The sequence below is a fragment of the Turicimonas sp. TL08 genome (assembly GCF_054660695.1).
Genome location: NZ_BAAGDP010000007.1, coordinates 66,648 through 89,738, shown reverse-complemented (window position 1 = coordinate 89,738; position 23,091 = coordinate 66,648). Strand labels below are relative to the sequence as shown.

Below are 23,091 nucleotides of genomic sequence, written 5' to 3'. Positions count from 1 at the left end.
TTAAGCCATTCCTTCCTAACATTCGCTAGAAACCTTCTTCTAAGCAAAATTTTAGGCTGCTTTGACTCGAACTTTCCGAGCCTCCACAGCCTATTTCAGCTAGCTATTCAGCTTACTTATTTACTTTTTCAACAATGCCTCTGTACATATCAAATGCTGTTTGCAAAGCATTTTCATCGATGTCAAAGTTTCCTTGATGGTGGCCTGCAGCTCTATCAGCGCCGCAGATGAAGAATGCAGCTTTACCGCCGTTAGCCTGTACTCTTCTGCCTAAAACAGAATAGTCTTCAGAACCGCCGAAGTTGCCATCCGGAATAATCTTATTAACGCTAGGAACTGTCTTAGCAACATTTTCAATAATGTCGCTGCATTCCTTGTCGTTGGTGAAGTCAACAGCAGCACCCATCTGAGATACTTCATATGTCACGTCAAAGCCCTTAGAAATGCCTTCAACGATGTTCATAACTTGTTCTGTCATGTAGTCGTTAATAGAGCTGGTTTCGCCGCGAACTTCCAAAGCCATATGAGCATGTGTAGGAATAACGTTACGGCCTTCGCCGGCTCTGAGGGTACCGACATTAATACGTGTCATGCCGCCGCCATGACGTGGAATACCCATCATTTGAACAACAGCATTGCAAGCTGCAGCTAAAGCATTACGGCCTGCATTTGGCTCTTTACCTGCGTGAGCCGGTTTTCCTGTAAATTTAACGTCAAATTTAGATGTGCAGAGCAATCCGTAAGGAGCTACAACGATTTCACCGCTGTCAGCCATAAAGGAGATGTGGCTGCCGAACAAATAATTGGCATCATCAAGAATACCGGAGCCGGCGATAGCGGAAGCACCGCGAACACCTTCTTCTGCTGGTTGGAAAACAATCTTGAATTTTCCTTTAAGTTCATCCTTGTGATCGGCAATCCATTTTGCCAATGTCAGACCGATAGAAGTGTGAGTGTCGTGACCGCATGCATGCATAAAGCCGTTGTGCTGGCTGCGGAAACCTTCCTTATTCGGCTTGTGATCAGCATTTGCTGTTTCCTGAACACAGACGCAATCGATATCAAAACGGAATGCAGTTGTAGGACCTTCTTTACCTGTATCCAACAAACCTACAGCACCTGTGTAACCTTCCATTTCGGCGATTAGTTCTTCGGAAACTCCACGGGCCAAAGCGTTTTTCTTACCTTCTTCAACTAATTCAACATTTCTGCCGAAAACTTGTTCTGGGTTAATAATTTTTGTTCCAAGAAGAACTTCATATCCAAAACTGCGCAGCTTCTCGACAATGTAGGCAGTAGTCCAGAACTCTGTCCAGCCTTCTTCCGGCCATTGGTGCAAAGTTCTTCTTTGTTCGATCAGCTGGGATGAATAATCTGACATTGTGTCTCCTCTTTAGGGTTTGTATTAATTATTGGATCATAGCGTTTTATTGGGAATTAAGCTAGCAATTTTTTACAAATTCCCAGTAAAAAAGGTCCCGAAGGACCTTTTTTGCGGTAGCAAAGAATTAAACCATAATCAATGCCAGTGTGAACACGGCAATAATCATTGGGATAAATGTTCTCTTAACCAATTGCATTGGCTGAACCATAGCAAGACCGGAAACTACGATCACAACACCAGCGATCGGGGACATTGTTCTGCCCAAAGAACCGGAGATAAGAGCCAAAGCACCGAGGTTAGGAACCTGCATACCGAAATCAGCAGCGTGAGGTGTAACAGCTTCATTGAAGGCGAATGTAGCAGCGTCGCCGGAGCCAGTAATAACAGCGAGGATGAATGGTCCTAAAGAACCGCCCCAACGGGCAATTTCGTTAGAAGCCTTAAGACCTGCGACGAATGCATCGACCAAACCGGCAGCTCTCAAGCCAGCAGCAAAGACACCGGCCGCAATGATGATACCCATCACAGAACCGTAACCTGAACCCATTCCCTTAAAGAATTCTTTGGAGAATTGTTGCGGATTTGTCCAGCTGACTGCTAATGTGTAGATAGCTCCGCAGACCATGGCCTGTGCCACGCCCATCTTGATAGCTGGGAACCATTGGTTGCCGGCAACCAAAATGCACAATGGAACGAGCGGAGCAAGAGCCTTGAGGATGTTGATGCGACCGATTTCGCCGGCCTGACCAGCCTGAGCATAGTAGGCATCAAGTTCTTCTTGACTTGGCTTGTTATCGCGCAAGACTAAGCAGACGATTGTGATACCAACAAGGCCGATAGCCATCATGATCAATGTGAATGGTGTATGAAGACCGATAACGTCCATAACGTCCATGTTGGAGATCTTAGCTACGAAGTTATTATGGCTCATACCTGGGGACAAGCAGGAACCATAAGTACCCATCAGAATAGCTGCGCCTGCAGCGGCCGGACGGATACCGGAGCGGATCATCACAGGGATCAAAGTTGCGCCTACGGCAGCGGCACAGCCGGCTGCGGAAGGAAGTGCAATGTTAACGAAGAAAGTAACAGCTGTAGCGGCTGGAATCAAAAGAATACCAATCTTCCTCAGAGGAGCTGCTAACAGAGAAACTAAATGCTTATCACACTGTGTGTGAGTCACGACATATGCGAAACCCATCGATCCGCAGATTGCCATGATAAGAGTTGCAGTTGTCATGCTCTTTGCGAACTGGTCCAGAGCCATCATCGGCTTCATGGAAATGCAGCAAAGGAACAAACCTGCCGTGAAGAGAACCAAGCGGGTCTCATAGCGTTTAATTAAGCAATAGACCGTGACGATAACCACGGCTACTGCTATCCAAGCGGTTAATGACATGAATAACACCTTTCAAACTAGCTAATTTTTGTAATCCCCGTAAGATATTCTCTTCCGGAGAATGCCTTACTATTTCACATCTTGTAATATCTAGTAAACCGTACTAACCCTGTAATTTACAATTTTTTTGAATAGTTATTTAATTTTCATTTGTCTCGTTCTTCTAAAATGAACAGATTTAATCCAAGGAGAATCTTAAAAATGCCTTCTGAATTCCAAAAAAAATCATCAGAATTTGCTAAAAAATGCTTCGACGACATCCGCGAGATGTCAAAAGATGGTCAAGGCGTATCCCGTCAGGGATACTCTCCCGTAGAAACCCAGGTTCTCGAATATTTTAAGAAAATCGGAAACGAACTTAATCTTGAAATTTCTACCGATAAAGCCGGAAATGTTTGGATGACCATTCCGGGTAAAAATCGTAACCTCCCCGCACTTGTCAGCGGCTCACATGTGGATTCCGTACCACAAGGCGGCAACTATGACGGGCTGGCAGGAGTAGTCGCTGCTTTGACTGTTGCTCGCTGGATGAGAGAAATCAACTACGTTCCCGAAAGAGATTACGCAGTTCTCATGATGAGAATGGAAGAAAGCTCTTGGTTCGGCAAGTGCTATGTAGGCTCTCTCGGTATGACTGGACAGCTCACGGAACAAGACCTTGCTCTCAAGCACCGCTCCACCGGCAAAACATTAAAAGAAACCATCAAGGCCTGCGGTTTTAATCCGGACGACTTAACCACAGGTGTTCCTGTCGTTGATTTAGCTAAGATGGCAGCTTTCATCGAACTTCACATTGAACAAGGGCCTACTCTCGATTCTTCCGATACAAGAGTTGGCATTGTGACAGGTATTCGCGGCAACTTCCGTCATAAAACTATCAAATGCATCGGTGAAACAGCTCACTCAGGTGCTGTTGATAAGCAATTCCGTCACGATGCTGTGTTGGCAATGGCTGAACTCGCTTACAAGATGGACTGCTTATGGGATGATTGGCTCAAAGACGGCAAAGACTTAGTCTTCACGATCGGTGTTGTCCATACCTCTGCTACTTCAGCTATTGCCATTGTTCCGGGAGAAGTCACTTTCTGCTGCGACATCAGATCTCTTCATCGTGAAACTCTTGAACAGTTCCATGCTCTCTTATTGCAGCAAGCTGAAGAAATCGGCAAGAAACGCGGCGTTAAGTTTGAATTTGACAAGACTATCATCAGCGAACCGCTGGCTATCCATGAAAACCTTATGAATCATTTGGATAAGAGTGCCCGTGAAGCCGGACTCAATGTACGCAAGCTGCCTTCCGGTGCAGGTCATGACTCCGTTATCTTCGGTAACTTGGGAATTCCTGCCGCTATGATTTTTGTGGCAAACCAAGATGGTTCTCATAATCCTCATGAAAAGATGAAACTTGAAGACTTCATCCAAGGGGCCGACGCTCTTTGGAATGCTGTCAAGAACTTCCCGATTGAAGGCCTTAAGTAACCTTTAGATCACTATCAAAAAAATCGCCCCACCTTTTTGGGGCGATTTTTTTCCTCCCCGTTGCTACAATTAGTCTCACAGCTCAGAATTCTCACGTGTAATGACCTTACTTAAGACTCTCCAAGGAAAGAAACTTTTCTTTCAATTTGCACTGTTAATGCTTATTTTCTCTCTCGGCATTACATTCACGCTTTTCTCTATTTTCTTATTGACTGGCCAGTCGTCAAATAAAGGAAGTGCCATCAACATCTCCGGCTCATTGAGAATGCAGAGCTACGTAGTTGCCCTAACCGTGGCTGAATATGCCACTAGAGAACAGGAGCAAAGAACAAAGGCAATTACGAGAGCAGTCAATGAGTTCGAGCGAAGGCTAAACAGCCCCGGGCTGGTTAAAGCTATACCAAACAAACCCAACGACTCGCTTCGAATCCTCTACCACGAAATCTATTCAGACTTTTACGGCATGCTAAAGCCCATGGCTGAACGAGTCATTGAAAATCCGTCAACAGAAGCCAAGTTTCTTAATTATGTGCCGTCCTTTGTCTCTAAAGTCGACAAGTTTGTTTTTGATATTGAACAAAGTCTGGCTGTACAAATGACTTGGCTTCGAATTGGTCTGATAGCCACTTGTATTTTGGTTCCACTCCTGGGAGCAGTATTCTTAATATATTTCCAAAGAGTATTCTTCCTCCCATTGCAAGCTCTGGCAGATGTTGCCTCTGCTGTCAGAAAAGGAAACTTCTCAGTTCGTTCCAATTACAAAAAAGAAAACGAACTTGGAGTGCTAGCAGGGAGCTTTAACTACATGATTGAAGACTTATCCAGACTTTACGAATCTCTGGAAGAGGAAGTTAAACGTAAAACCAAAGATTTAGATCAACGTAACAAGACCGTAAATTTGCTGTTTACTTTGCGCAGTATCTTCAGCAGTTCCCCAACTCTCCAAGGAGACACTTTATCAAAAGCTCTGGCAGAGTTAATGCACTATATTCATGGAAATAGGATTGCCCTTTTCGTAGTTTCCGACGACCTTGACTCTTACCGCCTCTCTACTGCATATCCTCAGTTAGATGATAAAAATAAGGAAGAATTCCTTCAAAACTTAAAAACGCAATTCTCCTCGGCTAATCAAAATAAATTAACCGAGGAAAGCGGAAACTATCTCCGAATCCAAGTCAAAGATGCCTCCAGGCTTGTTGGATATTTGGTAATCCATTTCGAGGAAACACAGGATGAACTTAGAGATTACCGGTTATTCGAAAGCGTCAGTGAAATCTTTGCGACAGCCTTAATCAATGCTCGTAAAAGAGAAGAGGGTTACCGCCTTGCTCTTTATGAGGAACGTTCAACTATTGCCCGCGAGCTTCACGACTCTATAGCACAGTCCTTAGCCTTTTCTAAAATTCAGCTTACACGCCTTTCCTTAGGCCTAAAAGAAGAACTTCCCAAAGAGCAACTTCAAGAAATTGTAAACGAGCTTAGAACCGGCGTTTCTACTGCTTACACGCAGCTCCGTGAAGTACTGACAGCCTTCCGGCTTAAACCTACTTCCGCGGACATTCGCCAATCTATTCATAAATTATTGGAAGAATTCCATGAGCGTTCCGGGATCGAATACAACCTGAAGAACGACCTTCTTGATTTTGAAATTAATGCTAACAAGCAGGTACACTTAATCCATATACTTAAAGAAGCATTAACTAATATTGAAAAACATTCTCGAGCATCAAAGGTCAACGTTTCTCTTTCCATTGACTCCGATAATTTCATTAATGTTAGTATTGCTGATAATGGAAAAGGTTTGCAACCGGCTGAGCGTGAGAAGAAAGGCCACTTCGGACTTTCGATTATGGAAGAAAGAGCAAAAGCTTTAGACGCAGAAATTAACTTCCTGCCCAATACTCCTACCGGCTTGATTGTTAATTTTAGATTTAGAACTGCAAATTAGAAAACCAGTTAATGAGGACGGATATTGGTCATGGCCGAAAATGAAATAACAAAAATCTTTGTTGTAGACGATCATCCGCTTTTTCGTAAGGGTGTCGTTCAGCTTCTCCAACTGAATCCAAACTTTCAAGTCATTGGCGAAGCCGGGACCTTTGAGGGAGCTGTTGCCGGCATAACCTCTAAAGAACCGGATTTAGTCCTCTTGGACTTGAACATGAAAGGAACGAGCGGTATCGAAATCCTCTCAGCCATCAAAAACCATGACCCTTCTATAAAAGTTGTAATGCTGACCGTATCTGACTCTCCTAACGATTTGCTGCAAGCAATTAAAACAGGAGCTGACGGGTACCTACTCAAAGATCTGGAGCCTGAAGAAATCCTGGAAAATATCAATCGAGCAATCGAGGGACAGGTCGTTTTAAGTCCTGTTCTTACCAATGCTTTAGCAGAAGCTCTTAAAGAAAAGAAAGATGAGCCGTCACGCTCTCTTCAAGGTCTCACAGAAAAGGAACTGATGGTTCTTAAAGGAATTTCTCAGGGACTAAGCAACAAACTTATTGCCCGAGAATTAAATATTTCAGACGGGACCGTAAAAGTTCATGTAAAACATATATTGAAAAAGTTAAATTTCCATTCCCGCGTTGAAGCTGCAATCTGGGTTAGTGAGAACAATATCAAGCTTTGAAATCTTCCTCTCCTTGCCAAAATGCCGGTACTCACACCGGCATTTTGTTATTAACGAAGCAGTACTGACTTACTGATTACTTCTTCTCAGGAAGTAATTCAGCATGGCAGAGCATGCATTCATAACGATTCGGATTAACCTTATCTCCTGTTACATGGCTCGGCGGCAATGGAGTCGGCATACCTTTCATCTTCTGCATTCCGGGTTTCGGAATCTGATGGCACATCAAGCATGCATTCTTTGTCGGAGTAATCGGAAGATAAGCCGCTACCGGATGCGGGATCATCGGAGGAGTAAATTGATCTGTGATGGCGGCATCGGCGGCCGGTTCTTGTGCGAAAGCAGCAAAGCTTAACGCCATCAGGGGGACTAATAAGAGTTTATTCATGAATGTCTCCTATTTTTGCGTTTTCAGTCTTTTTCTGGGGTACAAAACGCAACTTAAAATTCAAACTATTTTCAGGACAAATTGAAATACATTTTCCGCAGTTAACACACTCGCCGGAGGCAAATCTCCCGACTTTGGCGGCTTCTTTAAAGTTAATCACCTGAGGTTCAGGACAGACTTTAAGACAATCACCGCAACGGGTACAAGTATTGTCATCATAACTGACCTTCAGCTGTCCGAACCGTCCCCAAAGTGCCCAGAAGGCGCCCAGAGGACAAAGGTGTCCGCACCAGCCTCTCTTAGTGATAGCCAAATCCAGCGCAAAGATCCCGAAAACCGCGCTTAAGAATCCATAGCCGATTCCATAGACCATCTCGCGCCAGATAATTCCTTGGGGACTAACTGCTTCAAATGCGGCTTCGCCTGTAAGAACACATAACACCAAGCAAACTGCAAGCAAGACATAACGCATTGCTGAAGGGACAGCAAGCATCTGAGATTTAATATGCAGCTTTTCTCTAACCCAAAAAGCGAAGTCCGTAACTAAATTCATAGGACAGACCCAAGAACAAAATGTTCTGCCGCTGACAAGGGCATAGAAAACCAGAATGATAAAGGCACCAAGTAAGGTCTCCGGAGAAAGCCAATACTGAGCCAATACTCTTTGTAATGCCGCAAACGGATCAGAGAGCGGAACTAAAGAAAGAATTCGTGAGGAAGACAGATCCCCTTCAAGAAGAGGAAGTCCAAACAAATTCCATCCAAGTCTGAACGTACCGATAAACAAAGCGATGAGCGTAAATTGAACTAATCGTCTTGCGATGGTATACCGCAGTCGGAAAAGCCACTCCTTCAAGGTCTTTGGAGGAGGCAGATGTCTGATTTCCTTATTTGCCATTCGGACCCTCCGAATTCAAATAATCCAATCCTCCCGGAGGAAGCTCGTGTGTCGGGCCCTCTCCAAGCATTGGACTGTTAGGAATAGGTCTGGCGTCATCTGCCTCTTTCCAACCGAGACGATAATGATCGCCTATCCTGCCTATGAATTTATCCGGATCAACAATGTTGATGCATGGAACGGCTGTCGGACAGCTGTGAACGCACAATCCGCATCCCGTGCACTGATCCGGCTGAATGACCGGCAGAAACATACCGTGTTTACTAATCTGCCGAGGCTGCGTATCGATAATGATTGCCTTATTTTGTTCAGGGCAATCACGATAACAGATTTCGCATCTCAGGCCTTGCCAAGAAAGACACGTACTGTGGTCAATCGCAGCAACTCCCATCTTTGCTTTTGTAATATCCGTCAGATTCGGATCCAATGCTCCTGAGGGACACGCTTTGACACAAGGGAGATCTCTGCACATATAGCATGGAATTTCTCTTGGTTCAAAGTAAGGTGTGCCAGGTGCTGCGATGTCACCAAACTTGGCAAGTTTGAGTGTTTCGTAAGGACACGCTCTGACGCATAAACCGCATTTGGTACAGGCTGTATCAAAATCCTTGCCTTCGAGTGCTCCCGGAGGTCTCGGAACGAATCCTCTGGCTTGGGCACTTTGTTGAAGAAATAGATTCCACAGCAGACCTGCACCTACTCCTGCAGCTCCAAGCTGAACGGAACGAGTAACAAAATCTCTTCTTGATGTCTTTTTCTCAGTCATGCTTTGGACGGAGCCTTTCGGCTCCGCATACTATGGTTATTGAGCCTTATAAATCTTGACTGCAGATTTCTTGAAGTCAGGTTCTTCAGAAATCGGGTCAGTTGCGTCGATGACTACCTGGTTGGTTTGAACCTTTTCGTCAAAGAAAGCGAGCCAAGAAGAGCCCTTAGGCATGAAGTTGCGCTGATTTGTCTGGACGATCGCATTGATCTTCCCGCGTCTGCTTTCAACTGTTGCCACATCGCCGTTCTTAAGGCCGCGCTTAGCAGCATCGTCTGGGTTCATGTAAACAAAAGCGTTTGGCTGAGCTCTGTAGAGTTCAGGAACTCTCATGGTCATAGAACCTGTATGCCAATGTTCAAGGATTCGGCCTGTGCAAAGCCACAAGTCGTAGTTGGCATCCGGTTGTTCAACCGGAGCTGCATACGGACGGTAGAAAATCTTTGCTTTATTGGGCAACGGAACCGGCTTCGGATCTGTGATGCCCCAAAGGTTGCCAGTCGGGATAGCTTTAAAGAGCTTGCCGTAGAAAGCATATCCGCCTTCCTTAACATACGGGTCGAAGTCCTGATTAAAGCGGTACGGTGTTTCTTTTCCGTTCACAACAGGCCACATCAAACCACGTGTCTTGGAATTGAGATATGTATCGAAATCCGCAAGATCGTGACCGTCGCCTAAAGTGAATTGACGATATTCAGAGAACAATGCCTTTTCCGGGAACCAGTTCAGTTTAGACGGAGCCGCTGTGCTGTTGATCTTGCAGACAAAGGCAGGATCAGGCCATGCGACGTTAGTGTTGGACTTGCGGGCATACAAAACTTCATAAAGAGTCGTTTCAGGAGTGTAGCCCATCTTCTGAGCTTCATCCAAAACGCTCGGAAGCTTGCCGTCTTCGTAACCTTCTACCTTCAAACCGGGAACTGATTGTTCGCCCCACACATCTTTGAGTTTGATGCGCTTAGCAAATTCCATCATCATCCACAAGTCTGTTCTTGCTTCTCCCGGAGGAGTTGCCATCTGCTGCCAGCCTTGTGTACGTCTTTCGGCGTTGCCGTATAAGCCCCATTTTTCGAAGATCATAGCGGCAGGAAGAATCAAGTCAGCATAGCGGCAGCTGAATGTCGGATAAGCATCGGCAACAACGATAAAGTTGTTTGGATGACGGGCAGCCTTCAACCAGTGGTTGCTGTTAGGAGCGGCTTGGAACGGGTTAACAACCTGTGTCCAGACGAAATTAACGGAATCATCCTCCATTCCGCGCAGAATTTCCATAAAGGCTCTGCCGACTTTCGGATTGATAGTCTTTTCCGGGACTCCCCAAATCTTTTCAGATTTGACGCGTGCCGGTTTAGCAGCTACCAACAGATCAGAGGGCAAACGATGGCAGAAAGTACCAACTTCGCGAGCCGAACCGCAAGCAGACGGTTGACCTGTCAAAGAGAAAGCGCCATTGCCCGGACGTGCATGCTTAGCCAGCAAAAGATGAACGGCATAAATCTGTTCGTTTACCCATACGCCTCTTTGATGCTGGTTAGCTCCCATACACCAGAAGCTGAGAATATCGTTGGCCTTATCAATGTAAGTATCAGCAAGGGCGACCAATTTCTTCTTGAAGTCTTCCATGCTTTCATCAGGATCTCCCTTGGAGAGCTCAGCTACGAAATCAAGTGTATACGGTTCAAGCCCCTTCTTGAATTCTTCAAAAGTAATGGACCAGTGACCGCCGGCTTTACCGCCCTGCTGAACTTGCTTAACAACCTGACCTTCTTTGCGGCCTTGGGCAATAGCTTCCCACTTATCTAAGACGATCTCATTTTGTTTCTTTTGAACATCTTTTTCTGCCGGGAATGCAAATTTGTCGGTAGGACGCATTCCGTAACCGATGTCAACGTTACCGGTTGCGAAAATACAGTGTTTATTAACGAAATCCTGCTCAACGGCACCTCGATTAACGATTTCTCTCAAGATGTAGTTGAGAATAGCAAGATCTGTATTCGGCTTGAAGATAATTGTTGTGTCTGCCAAGTTAGAACTCATGTTCTTATAGGTAGTCACGTTAATAATCTTAGTGGCTGCGTGGGTCAATTTTCTGTCGGCGACTCGAGACCACAAAACCGGATGAGCTTCCGCCATATTGTTGCCCCACAAAACCATTGTGTTGCATTTTTCAATGTCGGAATAGTTATTAGCGGGTTCGTCAATACCGAATACTTGATAGAAGCCTACCACGGCACTTGCCATACACAAGCGGGCATTCGGATCCAAGTTGTTAGAACGCCAGCCGGCCTTTACAAGCTTGCTTGCTGCGTAAGCTTCAGGGATGGTGTACTGACCGGAACCAAGAATAGCAACAGCAGTCGGGCCTTTAGCCTTGTATGTCTGAAGGAATTTATCAGCCATAACATCAAGGGCTTCTTCCCAAGAGACAGCTTCGAACTTGCCGTTCTTGTCGTATTTTCCGTCTGTCTTTCTTAACAACGGCTTGGTAAGTCTGTCTTTGCCGTACAAAATCTTGGCGTTGAAATAGCCTTTAATGCAGTTAAGACCTCTATTGACAGGTGCGTCAGGGTCTCCTTTCGTTGCAACTACACGGCCGTCTTTTACACCGACTGACAAACCGCATCCGGTTCCGCAGAAGCGGCAGACGCCTTTTGTCCAAACAATTCCATTTTCAGCAGCTCCGGCAGCAGCCTTAGCTACTTCTGAAACAGGAATGCCAACTGTCATTGCAGCTGAAGCAGCAATACCTGCTTTTAAAAGTTCACGACGCTTGACTTGGGGTAAATTAGTCGTCATACGCTCTCCTAAACCAAAGTTATTGGGTTAACTTTTCAAAATTATCAAGGGGATTAATTTCAGCGGATTCTTCAAAATGATGGACTAAAAGGGAAACATCCATGACGGAGTCAAGGGCTGAAATTGATTTAAATATTTCTGTCTCTTCAGTGACCGACGGGGCTTCGACCACCACAATAAAACGACTGGCTTCTTCTTGTTTTTGGTGAACTTCGACACCGGAAATCGTGGAGACAGCTTCCAAGGCTTGCGAAAAGCATCCGGGTTTGCAAGCCACCAGCAGGCCAGAATAATTCATGGGGTACCTACTTACACTAGTTGTTCATTAGGGGTTTTTTAAATTATGAATAATCTTGAGTAAGGAGCAAATATTCTACCCAGAAATAACCAAAATCATTAGGTAGAAACACTTACTTTTTAAGGTATTTGTATATGATTTTTACGATTTCTCCCCATAAAAAAAGGAGGACGAGCCTCCTTTTTTTAGTTCAAAAGAACTTTTGTTTTATGAATTAGATCCAGCCGCGCAAGAATGCCATGCAGTAACCGGCAACCGTGGCGGTACACACACCAATCAAACCCGGAAGGATGAAGGAGTGGTTGATAACAAACTTACCAATCTTAGTTGTACCGGAGCGGTCGAATTCGATAGATGCTAAGTCAGACGGATAAGTCGGGATAATGTAGTAACCGTAGCAAGCTGCAGAGCAACCGACTACAACGCCTGCAGGTGTTCCAACGGCCAGAGCAACCGGAACGATGGTAGCAACTGCAGCCGCCTGAGAGTTAACCAGCTTAGAAACAAGGAGGATAACGAAAGCATAGGCCCATGGATAAACCTTAACGTATTCAACCAAGACTTCCTTAAGATCGTTCAAGTGAGCTTTAAACACTGTATCGGACATCCATGCAACACCGAACACGCAAACAACGGCAACCATACCTGAACGGAATACCGGAGTGGCGCCAATGGACTTCGGAGCAGTTCCTGTCGCGAATACGATGATCGCACCGCAAGCGAACATGAACATCTGAATTACTAATGTCATGGAGAGCGGTTTCTTTCCAACCATTGGTCTGAATTCAGAAACTGCACCAAGACATGCAACGACAGCAACAACGGCCAAGAAGATCCACATAGCAGTCCACTGTTTTGTAGGAAGCTTCTTGCCAAGGAGAGTCAATGTTTCGCCGTAGACATACTTCTTAGCTTCCGGATCTGCAATAAGAGCCTGGAATTCCGGATCTTTATCCAAATCTTTACCGCGGAAGTTAGACCAAGTTGCCATTACGAGCAAACCAATCAAACCGGCAGGGATTGTCAAAGACATCAATGTCAAAAGGTTGATTTCTGTACCGTTTGCCATTGGGTGGCCAGCCATCAAGGCGATCATAGAAACGCAAGCTACGGAAACCGGAGAGCAGATAACGCCCATCTGTGCAGCAATAGAAGAAGCTGCCATCGGACGTTCCGGACGGATTCCTGTCTTAATAGCCACGTCATAAATAATCGGGAGCATTGTGTATACAGTGTGGCCTGTACCGCAAAGAATAGTCAATGTGAAAGTGACCAATGGAGCGAGGAAGGTAACCATCTTCGGACGATTACGAAGAATTTTTTCAGCTACCTGAAGCATGCAGTCCAAACCGCCGGAGGCCTGAAGTGTGGCGCCAGCAGCTACTACAGCAATAATAGTCAGAATAACGTCAACTGGAGGTTTTCCTGGTGGGAGTCCAAGCCATGGCTTCGGGCCGAAAACGAAAATGATAAGGCCAATACCGCCCAAGAGGCCCAAACACATACCGCCTTTTCTTGCTCCGAAGCACAAGAATGCTAAAAGCAGTAAAACTTGAAACCAAAAAATAGCACCCATAATTTTCTTCCTGAATGAATTGTAAAAATGTGTCAAATATGGACAACATGAATAATTACCGAATTTACGAATTGATACAAGAGGCGAACCCAGTTTGGTTATAAATATTAGGGTAATTACTTATTAGTAGTAACCCTTATTTTTAACTAACTAAATGATTTTAAAGATGTTTGAAAAACACTGATTTTTAAGGGTTTAGACCTACCTAATTAAAAGGTACTAAGAGTTGATCCGAATTAATGAATAATCGCATTTCGAATTAAATATTAAGTAAACCAATATTTTTGCAGAGTCTTTTGCAAACTCTTGCAAGGAAAGCTAAAAACCTCTCACGTTTAGAACTTTATGAGTGAACATGTAAATTTTGATTTCGCCCGGATGGCCCGCACGGGTATCCCGGAAGTCATTTACGCAGAAGGAAAAGAAAAAGCCTCAGTTTTAAAGCTTTTAGAAAACTTCGCTTTAAAAGCCGAAAATCCCATTTTGTTTACCCGATTGGAATCTATCACCTTTAGCCAATTAGATCCTCAATTGCAGTCAAAATATTGTTTTGATTCTTTGGCTAAAACAGCGTATACGAATAAGATAGCCAAGAAAGTCGAGGGTCGGGTTGCCGTTGTTTCGGCTGGAACCTCTGACGGCTTCGTCACGTGGGAAGCCAAAAGAACTTTGGATTATCTCAATGTTGAAAACCAAGTTTTTGAAGATTGTGGCGTCAGTGGCCTATGGAGGCTACAGGAAAAAATCTCCCAGATAAATTCCTGCGACATAATTATCGCTGTCGCAGGAATGGAAGCTGCGCTCACCAGTGTTTTAGCCGGTCTGACCAGCAAACCCGTCATTGGTGTCCCTACATCGGTAGGATATGGAGTTTGCGCAGGAGGACAGACCGCGTTAAATTCGATGCTTGCCTGTTGTGCGCCGGGCGTAGCCGTAGTCAACATAGACAATGGATTCGGGGCAGCGTGCATGGCATACAAAATATTACTATCCTGCAAAGGATTCATTAAATGACAAACGAACACCACCATTCTCATCAGGACCACTCTCACTGTGATATTGAGATGCCACACCATCATCATGATTTCGGCAAGTCTTCTGAACAAAGTGACAAACTCGAAGCAGGAAAGAAGGTCTTGACCATCAGATCCCACTCAGGACTTGCGGGTGATATGTTCTTGTGTGGTCTTATCCGCACACTTGGACTTTCTTCTCAAGAGACGGACAACATCCTTAACGGCATTTTTCCCGCCTTAAAAGGATCGGTCCAGCTCGTAAAAAAGGAGGTAAATCACATTGCAGGCTGGCATTGTTCAGTTCAGCTCCCACACGAACATCAGCATAGAAATCTTGATGATGTTTTAAAAATTATTTCCCAAGCGCAGCTTTCTGAAAAAGCAAAGTCCTATGCCGTCTCGGCCTTCTCTTTTGTTGCTGAAGCTGAAGCTGCCGTCCACAGTCTTAACATCGAGGAAGTCCATTTCCATGAAGTAGGAGCATTAGACAGTATTTTGGACATCTGCTTTACCTGCGAACTGTTTGCCAGGTTAAATCCTGATTACTTTGTAGTCAGTCCTCTTCCTATTGCTGACGGTGTAATTCATTGCGCTCACGGCGCTATCCCTTCCCCGGCTCCGGCCGTCCAAGCGATGCTTCCGGGAATTCCTGTCCGGCCCTTTGGAGCCGAAGGAGAAACCGTCACTCCAACGGCATTAGCACTTCTTAAAGCTTTTAATCCGACATTCGGAGGCTGGCCCATGATAGTGGTTGAAAAAATTAATACCGTCTACGGTACTTATATTTATCCCGGAGTCCCTAACGGAGCGGTTTTTGTTTACGGAACAAGCTATGTTTAATCCGAAACTCGAAAGGTTAAGAGATTTTTTATCTGAACAATTCGGCGAGGAACCTGTAAACATAGCTTTTTCAGGAGGACTAGACAGCCGCTTTCTTGCATATGCTTCTACCTATTTAGGATTCAAAGTACGGCTGTTTCATATATCCGGCCCGCATCTTTCGCTTCAAGAAACAAAAGATGCGGAAAAATGGGCAAAAAATCACAACTTTCCTTTAGAGATTCTGGTTCAAAATCCTTTGGAAATACCTGAAGTCAAATTCAACTCAAGAACTCGATGCTTTCACTGCAAAAAAGGACTTTTCTCTTTCTTATTAACCCGTGTTAATAAACTATGCGACGGCACTAACCACTCTGATTTGGAATGTTACCGCCCGGGCATTCGAGCTTTAAAAGAGCTGAATGTTCTCTCGCCTCTGGCAGAGGCAGAACTTTCAAAGGCAGAAATCCGAGCTATTGGAAAAGAAATTGGATTGGATGACTTTAATCAGATATCTAAACCTTGTTTGCTTACAAGATTCCCTTACAACTTCGAAATCACAAAGGAACAAATAAACTCAATCGAAAAAATTGAGCAAAGAATTCAGAAAATCCTGGGGGAAGTGTCAACAGCGACGCCTTTTCGTGTCAGAGAAATAGGCGAGCCCTATCTTGCTGTTCACATTCCCGAAAGCCATAAGGCTTCCCTTTCAGATTCTTTGATAAAAAAAATTGAACAGGCCGGTTCGGTAGATTCTGCTTCAGAAAAAGCTTTAAAAGTCCTTTTTCTCCCTGCTCTTTCCGGGTATTTCGACCATTTGGACGGCTTTTCAAAGAAGGCTAGCGGATAGCTTCAGAGCTGGAATCTTCCTCGTTAATAATCGAGAGAATATTGGCGACTCCTACCGCACTCTTGACACCTAGTTTGCGGCATACCACACCTCTGTGAACTTGAACAGTTTTTTCACTGATATTCAGTTCCTCACCGATTTGTTTGTTAAGTAAACCGCGGGCAACTTTACGGGCAACCATCTTTTCTCTTGCCGTCAACGTATTGAAAGCTTGTCTGGTTTCTTCAGCCAGTTTCTTTTCTTTCCGGCGCTCTAAGTCTTTCTTAACCGCTTTCTCGATGGCCTCTAAAAGCCTGTCAGCGCTGACAGGTTTCGGCAGAAAATCAGATGCGCCATCCTTGAGAGCTTGAACGGCCATATCGATATCGCCGTGAGCAGATACAAAGATAATAGGCAAGCCATTCTTTTGCAGCATCATGACTCTTTGCAGTTCTATGCCGCTCATATCAGGCATTCGAACGTCTAAGACAACGCAACCAGGCTCTTCACGGTTGTCTTCTTCAAGAAAACGCAGCGCAGAAGAATAACAAACAGTACGCCAGCCTTCGCCTTCAATTAGAAATCTCCAAGATTTCCTCATTGCATCATCATCGTCCACAATTCTGATAAGGGCACTCTCCTGCAGCTTATCTAAGTTCATCCTCATCCTCCAAAGCTAATGGCAAAGTAACTACACAGCGAAGACCTCCTGTGGGAACCTTCGAGAGCTTAAGCGAACCCCCGTTGGCTTCTAGAAGTTCTCTAACAATTGCCAATCCTAATCCTAGACCATCTTTTTTGCTTGAATGACCAAGATTGCTCAGAGAGGCCAATTTTTCATCGCTCATTTCCGGCCCATTATCCTCGATTGTCACCTGAGCAGTTGACCCAGCCTTTGTAATTTCAACATTAATTTTTGGAGAAGGCTGCCCGGACACGGCTTCTTCCGCATTTTTTAATAGATTGATTAAAACCAGATCTACATTAAGAGGATCTGCGTAAACTATCAAATCTTTGTCACCGCTCAACGTGCAGTTCAGGTTAAGTCTTCCTAATCGCTTCATTAAACTGATAATTCTAGAGGCCGTTCCCTCCAGATTAAATTTCTTCCTTTCCCTTCTTTCTTTTCGTCCGATAGTTCGAACGAAGTCAATAATATCCGAAGCACGCGTGCTTTCACCCTTGATTTCTGAAAGGGCCTCCTTAAGAACTTTTTCCGACGGACTTTTATTCCGGTTAAGTTGTCTAAGAAGTGCTTCTGAATAATTATTAATCGCTCCCAGAGGCTGCTTTAGCTCGTGGGCAACCATGGCAGAAATAATTGCGATGGAATTCGTCTTTTCCAGATTTTCAATTCTTTCCTGAATCTTTCTGTTTTCTCTCTCATACTCTTCGTTTTCTTGATTTTTCTTCTGCAGCTGATGAGTCTTTCTTCTAACTGCAAATCCAAGATAGATCGAATTAAGAAGAATCAGAAGCAAGGCAGCCCCGCCTGCGATGAAGTACCATCGATAATAATGGAGAAGCCAGCCTAAAGTTCTATCTTCTAAATAACGGACTTGAGACTTCTCCAAGAGCAAATTCATCTGGTCATAGTCATTAGCTACTGTCCAATAAGCACCTTCATCTTTATCGACGGGAAGCTGCAGCAAACTAATGGTAATAGCTCGGAGAGTTGGGGAGTCCAACGTCGGTTGAACGGAAAACATCCACCCTGGATAAAGGTGAGTGGAGTGACGGCAACTGAAATTATCATCAAATTTTTCATTAACTACTTTGATGGAACTTAGGTCACCATCAAAGTTTTTACGCTCCATATTCTCCAGAATACAGCTGGCGATAAACGCCACTTCAATTTCTTTGTCAAGTACTCTTTTGACGAGGTCCGGCATCGGCCGATGCGTGGTGGTCACTGAACCGAATAAGTTATTGGGATTCAAGCCTTCTGCATCAATCTCTCCCATGATTGCAAGAAAGCCTGCAAAGGCTTTCGTACTGGAAACTCCAACCTTTTTACCCTTTAAGTCGGCCAGAGTATTGATGTCGGTTCTATCCTTGTGGGTGATGATAACGCCGGCATTAGCCCTATTAGGATCGGGAGTCCACTTATTGATAGCTGTCAGAAGAGAAATCCCTCCGCTGGAGGACTTCATCATAGCGGTCAAGCCGCTTGAGGCAATTGAAAGATCGAATTTCTTCTCAGCAGCATCCTTCAAGAAATCATCTTGATCATAGAAATGAACATCTAATCGACGAGGAGCGATCGCAGCACGGATGGCTGCAACAGTATTGCTAAAGTGCTTAGCCGATATGCCCGCATCATAACTATTTACTACCGCTAATTTAACCGGACGCTCATCAGGACGGGCAAAAGAAACTTTGGAAATAGAAGCAAAAAAAATACTTATGCAGAAAATAAGGAGCAACCGCCCCATATTCGTTTCTCTGTTAAACCTTAAAACCATTTTCCTAAATCAAATTGCCGTCTTATTATTTTCTTCCTTCTTATCTTATCCTTGTAAAAGAGTTCTGAGAAGCCTGACTATCGGACAGTCCCGTCAGAACTCTCTCTCATTCAGGTTCCGAGCTCTACGCTCAGCATTGCAAAAAAGTTGTAAATCTTTTATTTGGTGACCGTTGCATACTTCTTTTCCAACTCTGTAAGAAAAGGAAGGATGGTAGGATCATCCCACGGAAGAAAGCCCGGAAGATAACCGATCAAATTTCCCTTTGCATCAAGAAGAAAATTAGTTGGCACAACTTCCATCGGCATTACAGCCTCTACGGAAGTTGTCGGATCAAACCAAGTTTTAAAGTCCGTCTGTTTTTGTTTCTTCAGAAACCCTTCGACTTCCGCCGGATTAGCATCGATAGATACACCCACGAGTTCAATATTCGTACCGGCCAACTTCTTCTGCAGCTCGGCCAGTTGCGGAATTTCGCGAATACAAGGAGTACACCATGTAGCCCATACATTTAAGATAACCAACTTTCCTTTCAAAGATTCAAGATTAATGGGCTCTCCTTTGAGGTTCTTGATTTTAAGGTCCGGCATCTTACGTGCCTTGGAAAACTCTACAAATGGTTTCATCACTCTTGGTTTTTTCAGAGGTTCGCCGGTGCTGTAGAGTCCGGGGGAAAAGATCGCCTGAGCGTTGGTAGATAACGAGAAAGTTAAGGCAGCAGCAAAGCAAAGTGATTTAAGTAAAAATTTCATTTTCAAAACCTTTAGTACGTTCTTCTTACCAATAACCAACGATCAATCAAGAAGAAAACAACAAACCAAATACACAAATACATTCCCATCAGCAGAACATTCTGACTAAGAACTTGAGCTTCAATTAGGTCATGATTTAACAATCTAAACAGGGTTGAAGGGTTAATCATCAAACAAATGTTCATCAATTCATTGGTGATTTTTCCTTCAAAGGCAATTGTGAAAATCAGAAGTCCCAAATCATAGAGAAGAACTGAAATCAGCCAAATTAGCAGTAATGCAGCCAAGGCCTGGGCTTTAGTCGAGGCACAAAGACTAATTGCGTATGAAATTAAAATAAAAACCAGCCCTAATAGCCATCCGGAAATAACCAAGACAAAAGCCAGTTTACCCACTTCTGTCAAGTCATAAGGCAGCAAATGGACTGCTGACAGAATTGGTAACACAGAAGAGCCGATAAGGAGGCATAAACCGAATGCAAACCCTTGTCCTAAGAGTTTTCCAACGAGTAATGCAGTCCGGCTAATCGGATAAGTCAAAAGCAAAAGCAGAGTTCCTTGCTCCTTTTCTCCTACAAAAGCGTCGTAAGCCATCAAAACGGCGATAAGGGGAATAAGAAATACGTCCAGCATCAGCAAGGAATTCATTACAGAAGGAAGAGGTCTGAAGCTAAAATCCCCTCCTAAAGCAGCCACTCCATATATGACGGATAACGATGTCAGAACAAAAAGACAGGATCCCGCCAGAAGCCAGAAACTGCGTACTGTATCTTTAAATTCTTTACAGGCGATAACCCAAGTAGAAGCTCCTTTCACAACTAAAATCTCCCCTTTCCTATGGCTTTTTTATATATGTCTAGAAGCGAAGGGGCTACCACGCCTACACTCTTAATATCGTATTTCATCTCTAAATACTCTTGAACTTTCTCCAGCTTATTGGCTGGACAAAACAAGCGGTTTTCTCTCAGAAAGGAAGAAAGTTTTGGGTCCGTACGAGCTGCATCAACTGCCTTTGAAGAGACCATCTCATAGGGGACATCAAATTGTTCGCTCAAGCTTCTGACAGTACCGTCTGCTACTTTCACACCATTGCATAAAATAACGGCACGATCGATGAAATCTTCTACCAACAAAAGTTCGTGAGTACACACTACTACTGTACTGCCGCTATTCTTTAACTTAACCAACTCGCTGTACATTAAGTCAGAGGCTAGCGGGTCAAGACCGACGGTCGGTTCATCTAAAAATAACAATTCGGGTTTAGTCAATAGGGCCTGGGCTAAGCCGAGACGCTGACGCTGGCCCTTGGAGCACAGAGAAACTTTCTGATTAGATACTCTGGTAAGTCGGAGTGTCTCAATAAGTTCATGGACACGTGCTCTCGGAACTTGTTTGAGGTCTGCGAAGTAATTTAAGTTTTCTTGAACAGTCAAGTTGTCATAGAAACTGACATTCTCAGGTAAATATCCAATTTTTTTAGCTGCCGATCCTGGTTTAGTTCCAAGAACCGACACCGTCCCGGAGGAAGGTGCAATGAGGCCTAATAAGATTTTTATTAAAGAAGATTTACCGGCTCCATTGTGCCCGATTAGTGCCACGAATTGCCCCCTCTTGATTGAAAGAGAGATGTCTTTGAAGATACATACCTTCCCGCGCTTTAATGAAATATCTTGGCATTCAATTGCTGTCATCTTCTTTTCGCTACTTCTGTTTTAATAAGCTCTAAACCACGTTTTAGCTGAATTTTTCTCATCGAGGCATCCGGCTCAGCTTGTTCCATTTAATTGGAACTTACCGTCCAATCCTTTTTTGGTTTTAACGGATCTTGAATTAGTGGGTTTGAATCCACGATCCCTTTTCCCTTATCTAATTGAAACTGAGCATTCAAATAACGAAGAAGAGAAGCCAAAGGACTGTCCATCAGGAACCGAGCTTGCGGATACATCCAAAATAGCCTGTCGAGAGAATCGTTCGGCTGATAAGCTTGGTCTCCAATTCCATCTTGATTTAAATCCCAGCCTTGATAATTGCTCCAAAAATTTCCTACTCCGTTAATACTCCATTCAACTGAACCGGAGCCAACGTAGCGAACCTGCTGACGGTTATGGATAAAGCGGTTGCGAGAAAGAATCGTTCCTTCTCCGCCCATGGCCACCCCAACCCCAATCTCGCATTCCTCGAAGGTATTGCCATCAACGGTATTTGTTCCTCCTCCATAGATAAAGAGGCCTTTTCCTTCGGTATCCAATGAAGCCTTCCCACGCGGATTTTTGACTTTAGTCACATGATTATTTTCGACCGTCGATTTATCACTTTCGTTAAGAAGAATTCCGAACTCAACAGTACGCTTGCTGGTATTGTCAGCTACTCGAACTCTTTCAGAACTCATAACGGCATATCCGCCGATACACGCCTCTGCTTCGTTGTTAAAAGCCGAGTCACCTCGGGTGTACATATAGTGAATCCCGTACTGCAGAGCTGCAAAATAATTATCTTCCGATAAGGTATTGTCGGTATTTTCGAAATAAAAGCCGTCCCTTGTATAGAGCACGCGATTGTTTACGAGCTTAGCGTTTTTAACATAATTGAAATAAACACCGTCTCCGCGATCTAAAACATGACGGCGTTTGTATCCACGAACCTCACATCCGGAGATTTTGATATCTGAAGCTTTATCAGCTCGAATTCCAAATCCAGCGGTATTGATTTTCAAGTTTTTAATATCGATGCCGCTGAAGCCTTCTTTTATAAGAACGCCGCTCTGTCGTTCATATAAATCTTTTCCGCAATTCTGTAGAGAAAGATTTTCAAGGGTGACGTTATCAGCCTCAACTACAAGACAAGAACCTATGTCGCCGCCATCAATCACGGCTTTCTCGGTTCCTTTTAAGACAATGCTTTTGGTGATCGAGAAATTGCCTTCATAAATGCCTGAAGCAAGAGTGATAGTGTCCCCCGGCACAGACGATTTCAGAGCTTTTTCCAAGCTTGCTGCAGAATCCGCCTGCAATTCTGCGCTTCCCGCAGCTGATGCAAGAAGCGCAAGGATAAGAGCGAAAACTCTTAACGTCATTAATGACCTTTTAATGACTTCAGAAGTTCTAGGTTAACTTCAGAATAATTAACGATTTTGCCGCCATGCTCTTTGGTAAATTTTTCAACTGCTTCTTTGTTTGCGAAAGGCAGGATAGATTTACCCATTGCTCCTCGGACGTCTGAGCCGGCGTTATAGACGGCTTTTTCAGCTAAGAGCATTTTTTCGTGTAAAGGAACATCTTTGGTATTTCCGAAATCACTCACGAAGAAGGCCTCTACTTTTTTGGCATTTTCCGGCTGCAAGGAATAAACGAAACCGTCTTTTACCGAGCAGAACTTAAGCGGCTCTTTTTCGCCCTTTACATAAACCTGAGCCTTCGCTCCGGGATAGTTGAGAATAACCATGCCACAAATAAGACAACGGTCATGTTTTGTAAAAGCCGCAGGAGAAAAAGTTTTGGTTTCTTTTTCGGAAGAACAGCCTCCGATAACTAAGACACAAGCAGCGACGGCTAAAAGACTAAAAATTTTTTTCATAAGCTATTTCTGAACCCTTTTC

Annotated in this window: 21 protein-coding genes; 6 read left to right on the top strand and 15 right to left on the bottom strand. The window is 44.2% G+C overall.

Features of this window, described 5'->3' with window-relative positions; genetic code table 11:
* Nucleotides 1-112 precede the first annotated feature (112 nt).
* A complete protein-coding gene (locus tag ACYQ4O_RS05200; protein ID WP_460174966.1) occupies nucleotides 113-1,381 on the bottom strand; it encodes an amidohydrolase in 1,269 nt (422 codons plus the stop codon).
* 127 nt (nucleotides 1,382-1,508) lie between these two features.
* Nucleotides 1,509-2,783 carry a C4-dicarboxylate transporter DcuC gene (gene dcuC, locus ACYQ4O_RS05195; protein WP_460174965.1) on the bottom strand — a complete coding sequence of 425 codons (1,275 nt, stop codon included), beginning with the start codon at nucleotides 2,781-2,783 and terminating at the stop codon, nucleotides 1,509-1,511.
* Between the two features lie 201 nt (nucleotides 2,784-2,984).
* Between dcuC and ACYQ4O_RS05190 the strand changes: the two genes are divergently transcribed.
* The 3 genes from ACYQ4O_RS05190 (at nucleotide 2,985) to narL (ending at nucleotide 6,894) form a co-directional block, all read left to right on the top strand.
* Complete coding sequence (locus ACYQ4O_RS05190; RefSeq protein WP_460174964.1) at nucleotides 2,985-4,262, top strand: hydantoinase/carbamoylase family amidase; 1,278 nt, start codon at nucleotides 2,985-2,987, stop codon at nucleotides 4,260-4,262.
* Between the two features lie 157 nt (nucleotides 4,263-4,419).
* Complete coding sequence (locus ACYQ4O_RS05185) at nucleotides 4,420-6,210, top strand: histidine kinase (RefSeq protein WP_460174963.1); 1,791 nt, start codon at nucleotides 4,420-4,422, stop codon at nucleotides 6,208-6,210.
* Between the two features lie 30 nt (nucleotides 6,211-6,240).
* Nucleotides 6,241-6,894 (top strand): two-component system response regulator NarL, encoded by a 654-nt coding sequence (narL, locus tag ACYQ4O_RS05180; protein WP_460174962.1) that lies wholly within the window; start codon nucleotides 6,241-6,243, stop codon nucleotides 6,892-6,894.
* Between the two features lie 76 nt (nucleotides 6,895-6,970).
* Here narL and ACYQ4O_RS05175 read toward each other — a convergent pair whose 3' ends face one another.
* From ACYQ4O_RS05175 to ACYQ4O_RS05150, 6 genes are all read right to left on the bottom strand, one after another.
* Nucleotides 6,971-7,282 carry a nitrate reductase cytochrome c-type subunit gene (locus ACYQ4O_RS05175; RefSeq protein WP_460174961.1) on the bottom strand — a complete coding sequence of 104 codons (312 nt, stop codon included), beginning with the start codon at nucleotides 7,280-7,282 and terminating at the stop codon, nucleotides 6,971-6,973.
* Nucleotides 7,275-8,180: a quinol dehydrogenase ferredoxin subunit NapH gene (napH, locus tag ACYQ4O_RS05170; protein ID WP_460174960.1), complete on the bottom strand. Its 906-nt coding sequence runs from the start codon at nucleotides 8,178-8,180 to the stop codon at nucleotides 7,275-7,277. Before napH ends, ACYQ4O_RS05175 begins: the two co-directional genes overlap by 8 nt.
* A complete protein-coding gene (gene napG / locus ACYQ4O_RS05165; RefSeq protein ID WP_460174959.1) occupies nucleotides 8,170-8,946 on the bottom strand; it encodes a ferredoxin-type protein NapG in 777 nt (258 codons plus the stop codon). Before napG ends, napH begins: the two co-directional genes overlap by 11 nt.
* Nucleotides 8,947-8,982: 36 nt before the next feature.
* Complete coding sequence (gene napA / locus ACYQ4O_RS05160) at nucleotides 8,983-11,742, bottom strand: nitrate reductase catalytic subunit NapA (protein WP_460174958.1); 2,760 nt, start codon at nucleotides 11,740-11,742, stop codon at nucleotides 8,983-8,985.
* Nucleotides 11,743-11,761: 19 nt separating this feature from the next.
* Complete coding sequence (locus ACYQ4O_RS05155) at nucleotides 11,762-12,040, bottom strand: chaperone NapD (RefSeq protein ID WP_308513040.1); 279 nt, start codon at nucleotides 12,038-12,040, stop codon at nucleotides 11,762-11,764.
* A 214-nt stretch (nucleotides 12,041-12,254) separates the two neighbouring features.
* Nucleotides 12,255-13,616, bottom strand: a complete 1,362-nt coding sequence (locus tag ACYQ4O_RS05150) for an anaerobic C4-dicarboxylate transporter (protein ID WP_460174957.1) — start codon at nucleotides 13,614-13,616, stop codon at nucleotides 12,255-12,257.
* Between the two features lie 345 nt (nucleotides 13,617-13,961).
* On the opposite strand from ACYQ4O_RS05150, the gene larB reads away from it, so the two are divergent.
* Genes larB through larE form a run of 3 tightly spaced genes read left to right on the top strand, consistent with a single transcriptional unit; the run spans nucleotide 13,962 to nucleotide 16,301 of the window.
* Nucleotides 13,962-14,630 carry a nickel pincer cofactor biosynthesis protein LarB gene (gene larB / locus ACYQ4O_RS05145; protein ID WP_308513042.1) on the top strand — a complete coding sequence of 223 codons (669 nt, stop codon included), beginning with the start codon at nucleotides 13,962-13,964 and terminating at the stop codon, nucleotides 14,628-14,630.
* A complete protein-coding gene (gene larC, locus ACYQ4O_RS05140; RefSeq protein ID WP_308513043.1) occupies nucleotides 14,627-15,472 on the top strand; it encodes a nickel pincer cofactor biosynthesis protein LarC in 846 nt (281 codons plus the stop codon). Before larB ends, larC begins: the two co-directional genes overlap by 4 nt.
* Nucleotides 15,465-16,301 carry an ATP-dependent sacrificial sulfur transferase LarE gene (larE, locus tag ACYQ4O_RS05135; protein WP_460174956.1) on the top strand — a complete coding sequence of 279 codons (837 nt, stop codon included), beginning with the start codon at nucleotides 15,465-15,467 and terminating at the stop codon, nucleotides 16,299-16,301. The genes larC and larE overlap by 8 nt, the downstream gene beginning before the upstream one ends.
* Here larE and ACYQ4O_RS05130 read toward each other — a convergent pair.
* The 7 genes from ACYQ4O_RS05130 to ACYQ4O_RS05100 form a co-directional block, all read right to left on the bottom strand.
* Nucleotides 16,291-16,941 carry a response regulator transcription factor gene (locus ACYQ4O_RS05130; RefSeq protein ID WP_308513045.1) on the bottom strand — a complete coding sequence of 217 codons (651 nt, stop codon included), beginning with the start codon at nucleotides 16,939-16,941 and terminating at the stop codon, nucleotides 16,291-16,293. The genes larE and ACYQ4O_RS05130 overlap by 11 nt on opposite strands.
* Entirely contained in the window at nucleotides 16,928-18,745 is a 1,818-nt protein-coding gene (locus ACYQ4O_RS05125; RefSeq protein ID WP_460174955.1) for a sensor histidine kinase, read from the bottom strand. The genes ACYQ4O_RS05130 and ACYQ4O_RS05125 overlap by 14 nt, the downstream gene beginning before the upstream one ends.
* A gap of 158 nt (nucleotides 18,746-18,903) precedes the next feature.
* Nucleotides 18,904-19,497 (bottom strand): TlpA family protein disulfide reductase, encoded by a 594-nt coding sequence (locus ACYQ4O_RS05120; RefSeq protein WP_460174954.1) that lies wholly within the window; start codon nucleotides 19,495-19,497, stop codon nucleotides 18,904-18,906.
* A gap of 11 nt (nucleotides 19,498-19,508) precedes the next feature.
* On the bottom strand, nucleotides 19,509-20,312 hold the full coding sequence (locus tag ACYQ4O_RS05115; protein ID WP_460174953.1) for an ABC transporter permease: 804 nt from the start codon (nucleotides 20,310-20,312) through the stop codon (nucleotides 19,509-19,511).
* A gap of 2 nt (nucleotides 20,313-20,314) precedes the next feature.
* Nucleotides 20,315-21,187: an ABC transporter ATP-binding protein gene (locus ACYQ4O_RS05110; RefSeq protein ID WP_460174952.1), complete on the bottom strand. Its 873-nt coding sequence runs from the start codon at nucleotides 21,185-21,187 to the stop codon at nucleotides 20,315-20,317.
* Between the two features lie 89 nt (nucleotides 21,188-21,276).
* Nucleotides 21,277-22,569 (bottom strand): nitrous oxide reductase family maturation protein NosD, encoded by a 1,293-nt coding sequence (gene nosD, locus ACYQ4O_RS05105; RefSeq protein WP_460174951.1) that lies wholly within the window; start codon nucleotides 22,567-22,569, stop codon nucleotides 21,277-21,279.
* The gene (locus ACYQ4O_RS05100) at nucleotides 22,569-23,069 is read right to left on the bottom strand and encodes a nitrous oxide reductase accessory protein NosL (RefSeq protein WP_308513051.1); all 501 of its coding nucleotides are present in this window, start codon (nucleotides 23,067-23,069) and stop codon (nucleotides 22,569-22,571) included. The genes nosD and ACYQ4O_RS05100 overlap by 1 nt, the downstream gene beginning before the upstream one ends.
* Nucleotides 23,070-23,091 lie beyond the last annotated feature (22 nt).

Coding starts and splice junctions, on each gene's coding strand:
- ACYQ4O_RS05200 (WP_460174966.1), bottom strand. CDS start 1,381: ATGTCAGATTATTCATCCCAGCTGATCGAACAAAGAAGAACTTTGCAC.
- dcuC (WP_460174965.1), bottom strand. CDS start 2,783: ATGTCATTAACCGCTTGGATAGCAGTAGCCGTGGTTATCGTCACGGTC.
- ACYQ4O_RS05190 (WP_460174964.1), top strand. CDS start 2,985: ATGCCTTCTGAATTCCAAAAAAAATCATCAGAATTTGCTAAAAAATGC.
- ACYQ4O_RS05185 (WP_460174963.1), top strand. CDS start 4,420: ATGCTTATTTTCTCTCTCGGCATTACATTCACGCTTTTCTCTATTTTC.
- narL (WP_460174962.1), top strand. CDS start 6,241: ATGGCCGAAAATGAAATAACAAAAATCTTTGTTGTAGACGATCATCCG.
- ACYQ4O_RS05175 (WP_460174961.1), bottom strand. CDS start 7,282: ATGAATAAACTCTTATTAGTCCCCCTGATGGCGTTAAGCTTTGCTGCT.
- napH (WP_460174960.1), bottom strand. CDS start 8,180: ATGGCAAATAAGGAAATCAGACATCTGCCTCCTCCAAAGACCTTGAAG.
- napG (WP_460174959.1), bottom strand. CDS start 8,946: ATGACTGAGAAAAAGACATCAAGAAGAGATTTTGTTACTCGTTCCGTT.
- napA (WP_460174958.1), bottom strand. CDS start 11,742: ATGACGACTAATTTACCCCAAGTCAAGCGTCGTGAACTTTTAAAAGCA.
- ACYQ4O_RS05155 (WP_308513040.1), bottom strand. CDS start 12,040: ATGAATTATTCTGGCCTGCTGGTGGCTTGCAAACCCGGATGCTTTTCG.
- ACYQ4O_RS05150 (WP_460174957.1), bottom strand. CDS start 13,616: ATGGGTGCTATTTTTTGGTTTCAAGTTTTACTGCTTTTAGCATTCTTG.
- larB (WP_308513042.1), top strand. CDS start 13,962: ATGAGTGAACATGTAAATTTTGATTTCGCCCGGATGGCCCGCACGGGT.
- larC (WP_308513043.1), top strand. CDS start 14,627: ATGACAAACGAACACCACCATTCTCATCAGGACCACTCTCACTGTGAT.
- larE (WP_460174956.1), top strand. CDS start 15,465: ATGTTTAATCCGAAACTCGAAAGGTTAAGAGATTTTTTATCTGAACAA.
- ACYQ4O_RS05130 (WP_308513045.1), bottom strand. CDS start 16,941: ATGAACTTAGATAAGCTGCAGGAGAGTGCCCTTATCAGAATTGTGGAC.
- ACYQ4O_RS05125 (WP_460174955.1), bottom strand. CDS start 18,745: ATGGTTTTAAGGTTTAACAGAGAAACGAATATGGGGCGGTTGCTCCTT.
- ACYQ4O_RS05120 (WP_460174954.1), bottom strand. CDS start 19,497: ATGAAATTTTTACTTAAATCACTTTGCTTTGCTGCTGCCTTAACTTTC.
- ACYQ4O_RS05110 (WP_460174952.1), bottom strand. CDS start 21,187: ATGACAGCAATTGAATGCCAAGATATTTCATTAAAGCGCGGGAAGGTA.
- nosD (WP_460174951.1), bottom strand. CDS start 22,569: ATGACGTTAAGAGTTTTCGCTCTTATCCTTGCGCTTCTTGCATCAGCT.
- ACYQ4O_RS05100 (WP_308513051.1), bottom strand. CDS start 23,069: ATGAAAAAAATTTTTAGTCTTTTAGCCGTCGCTGCTTGTGTCTTAGTT.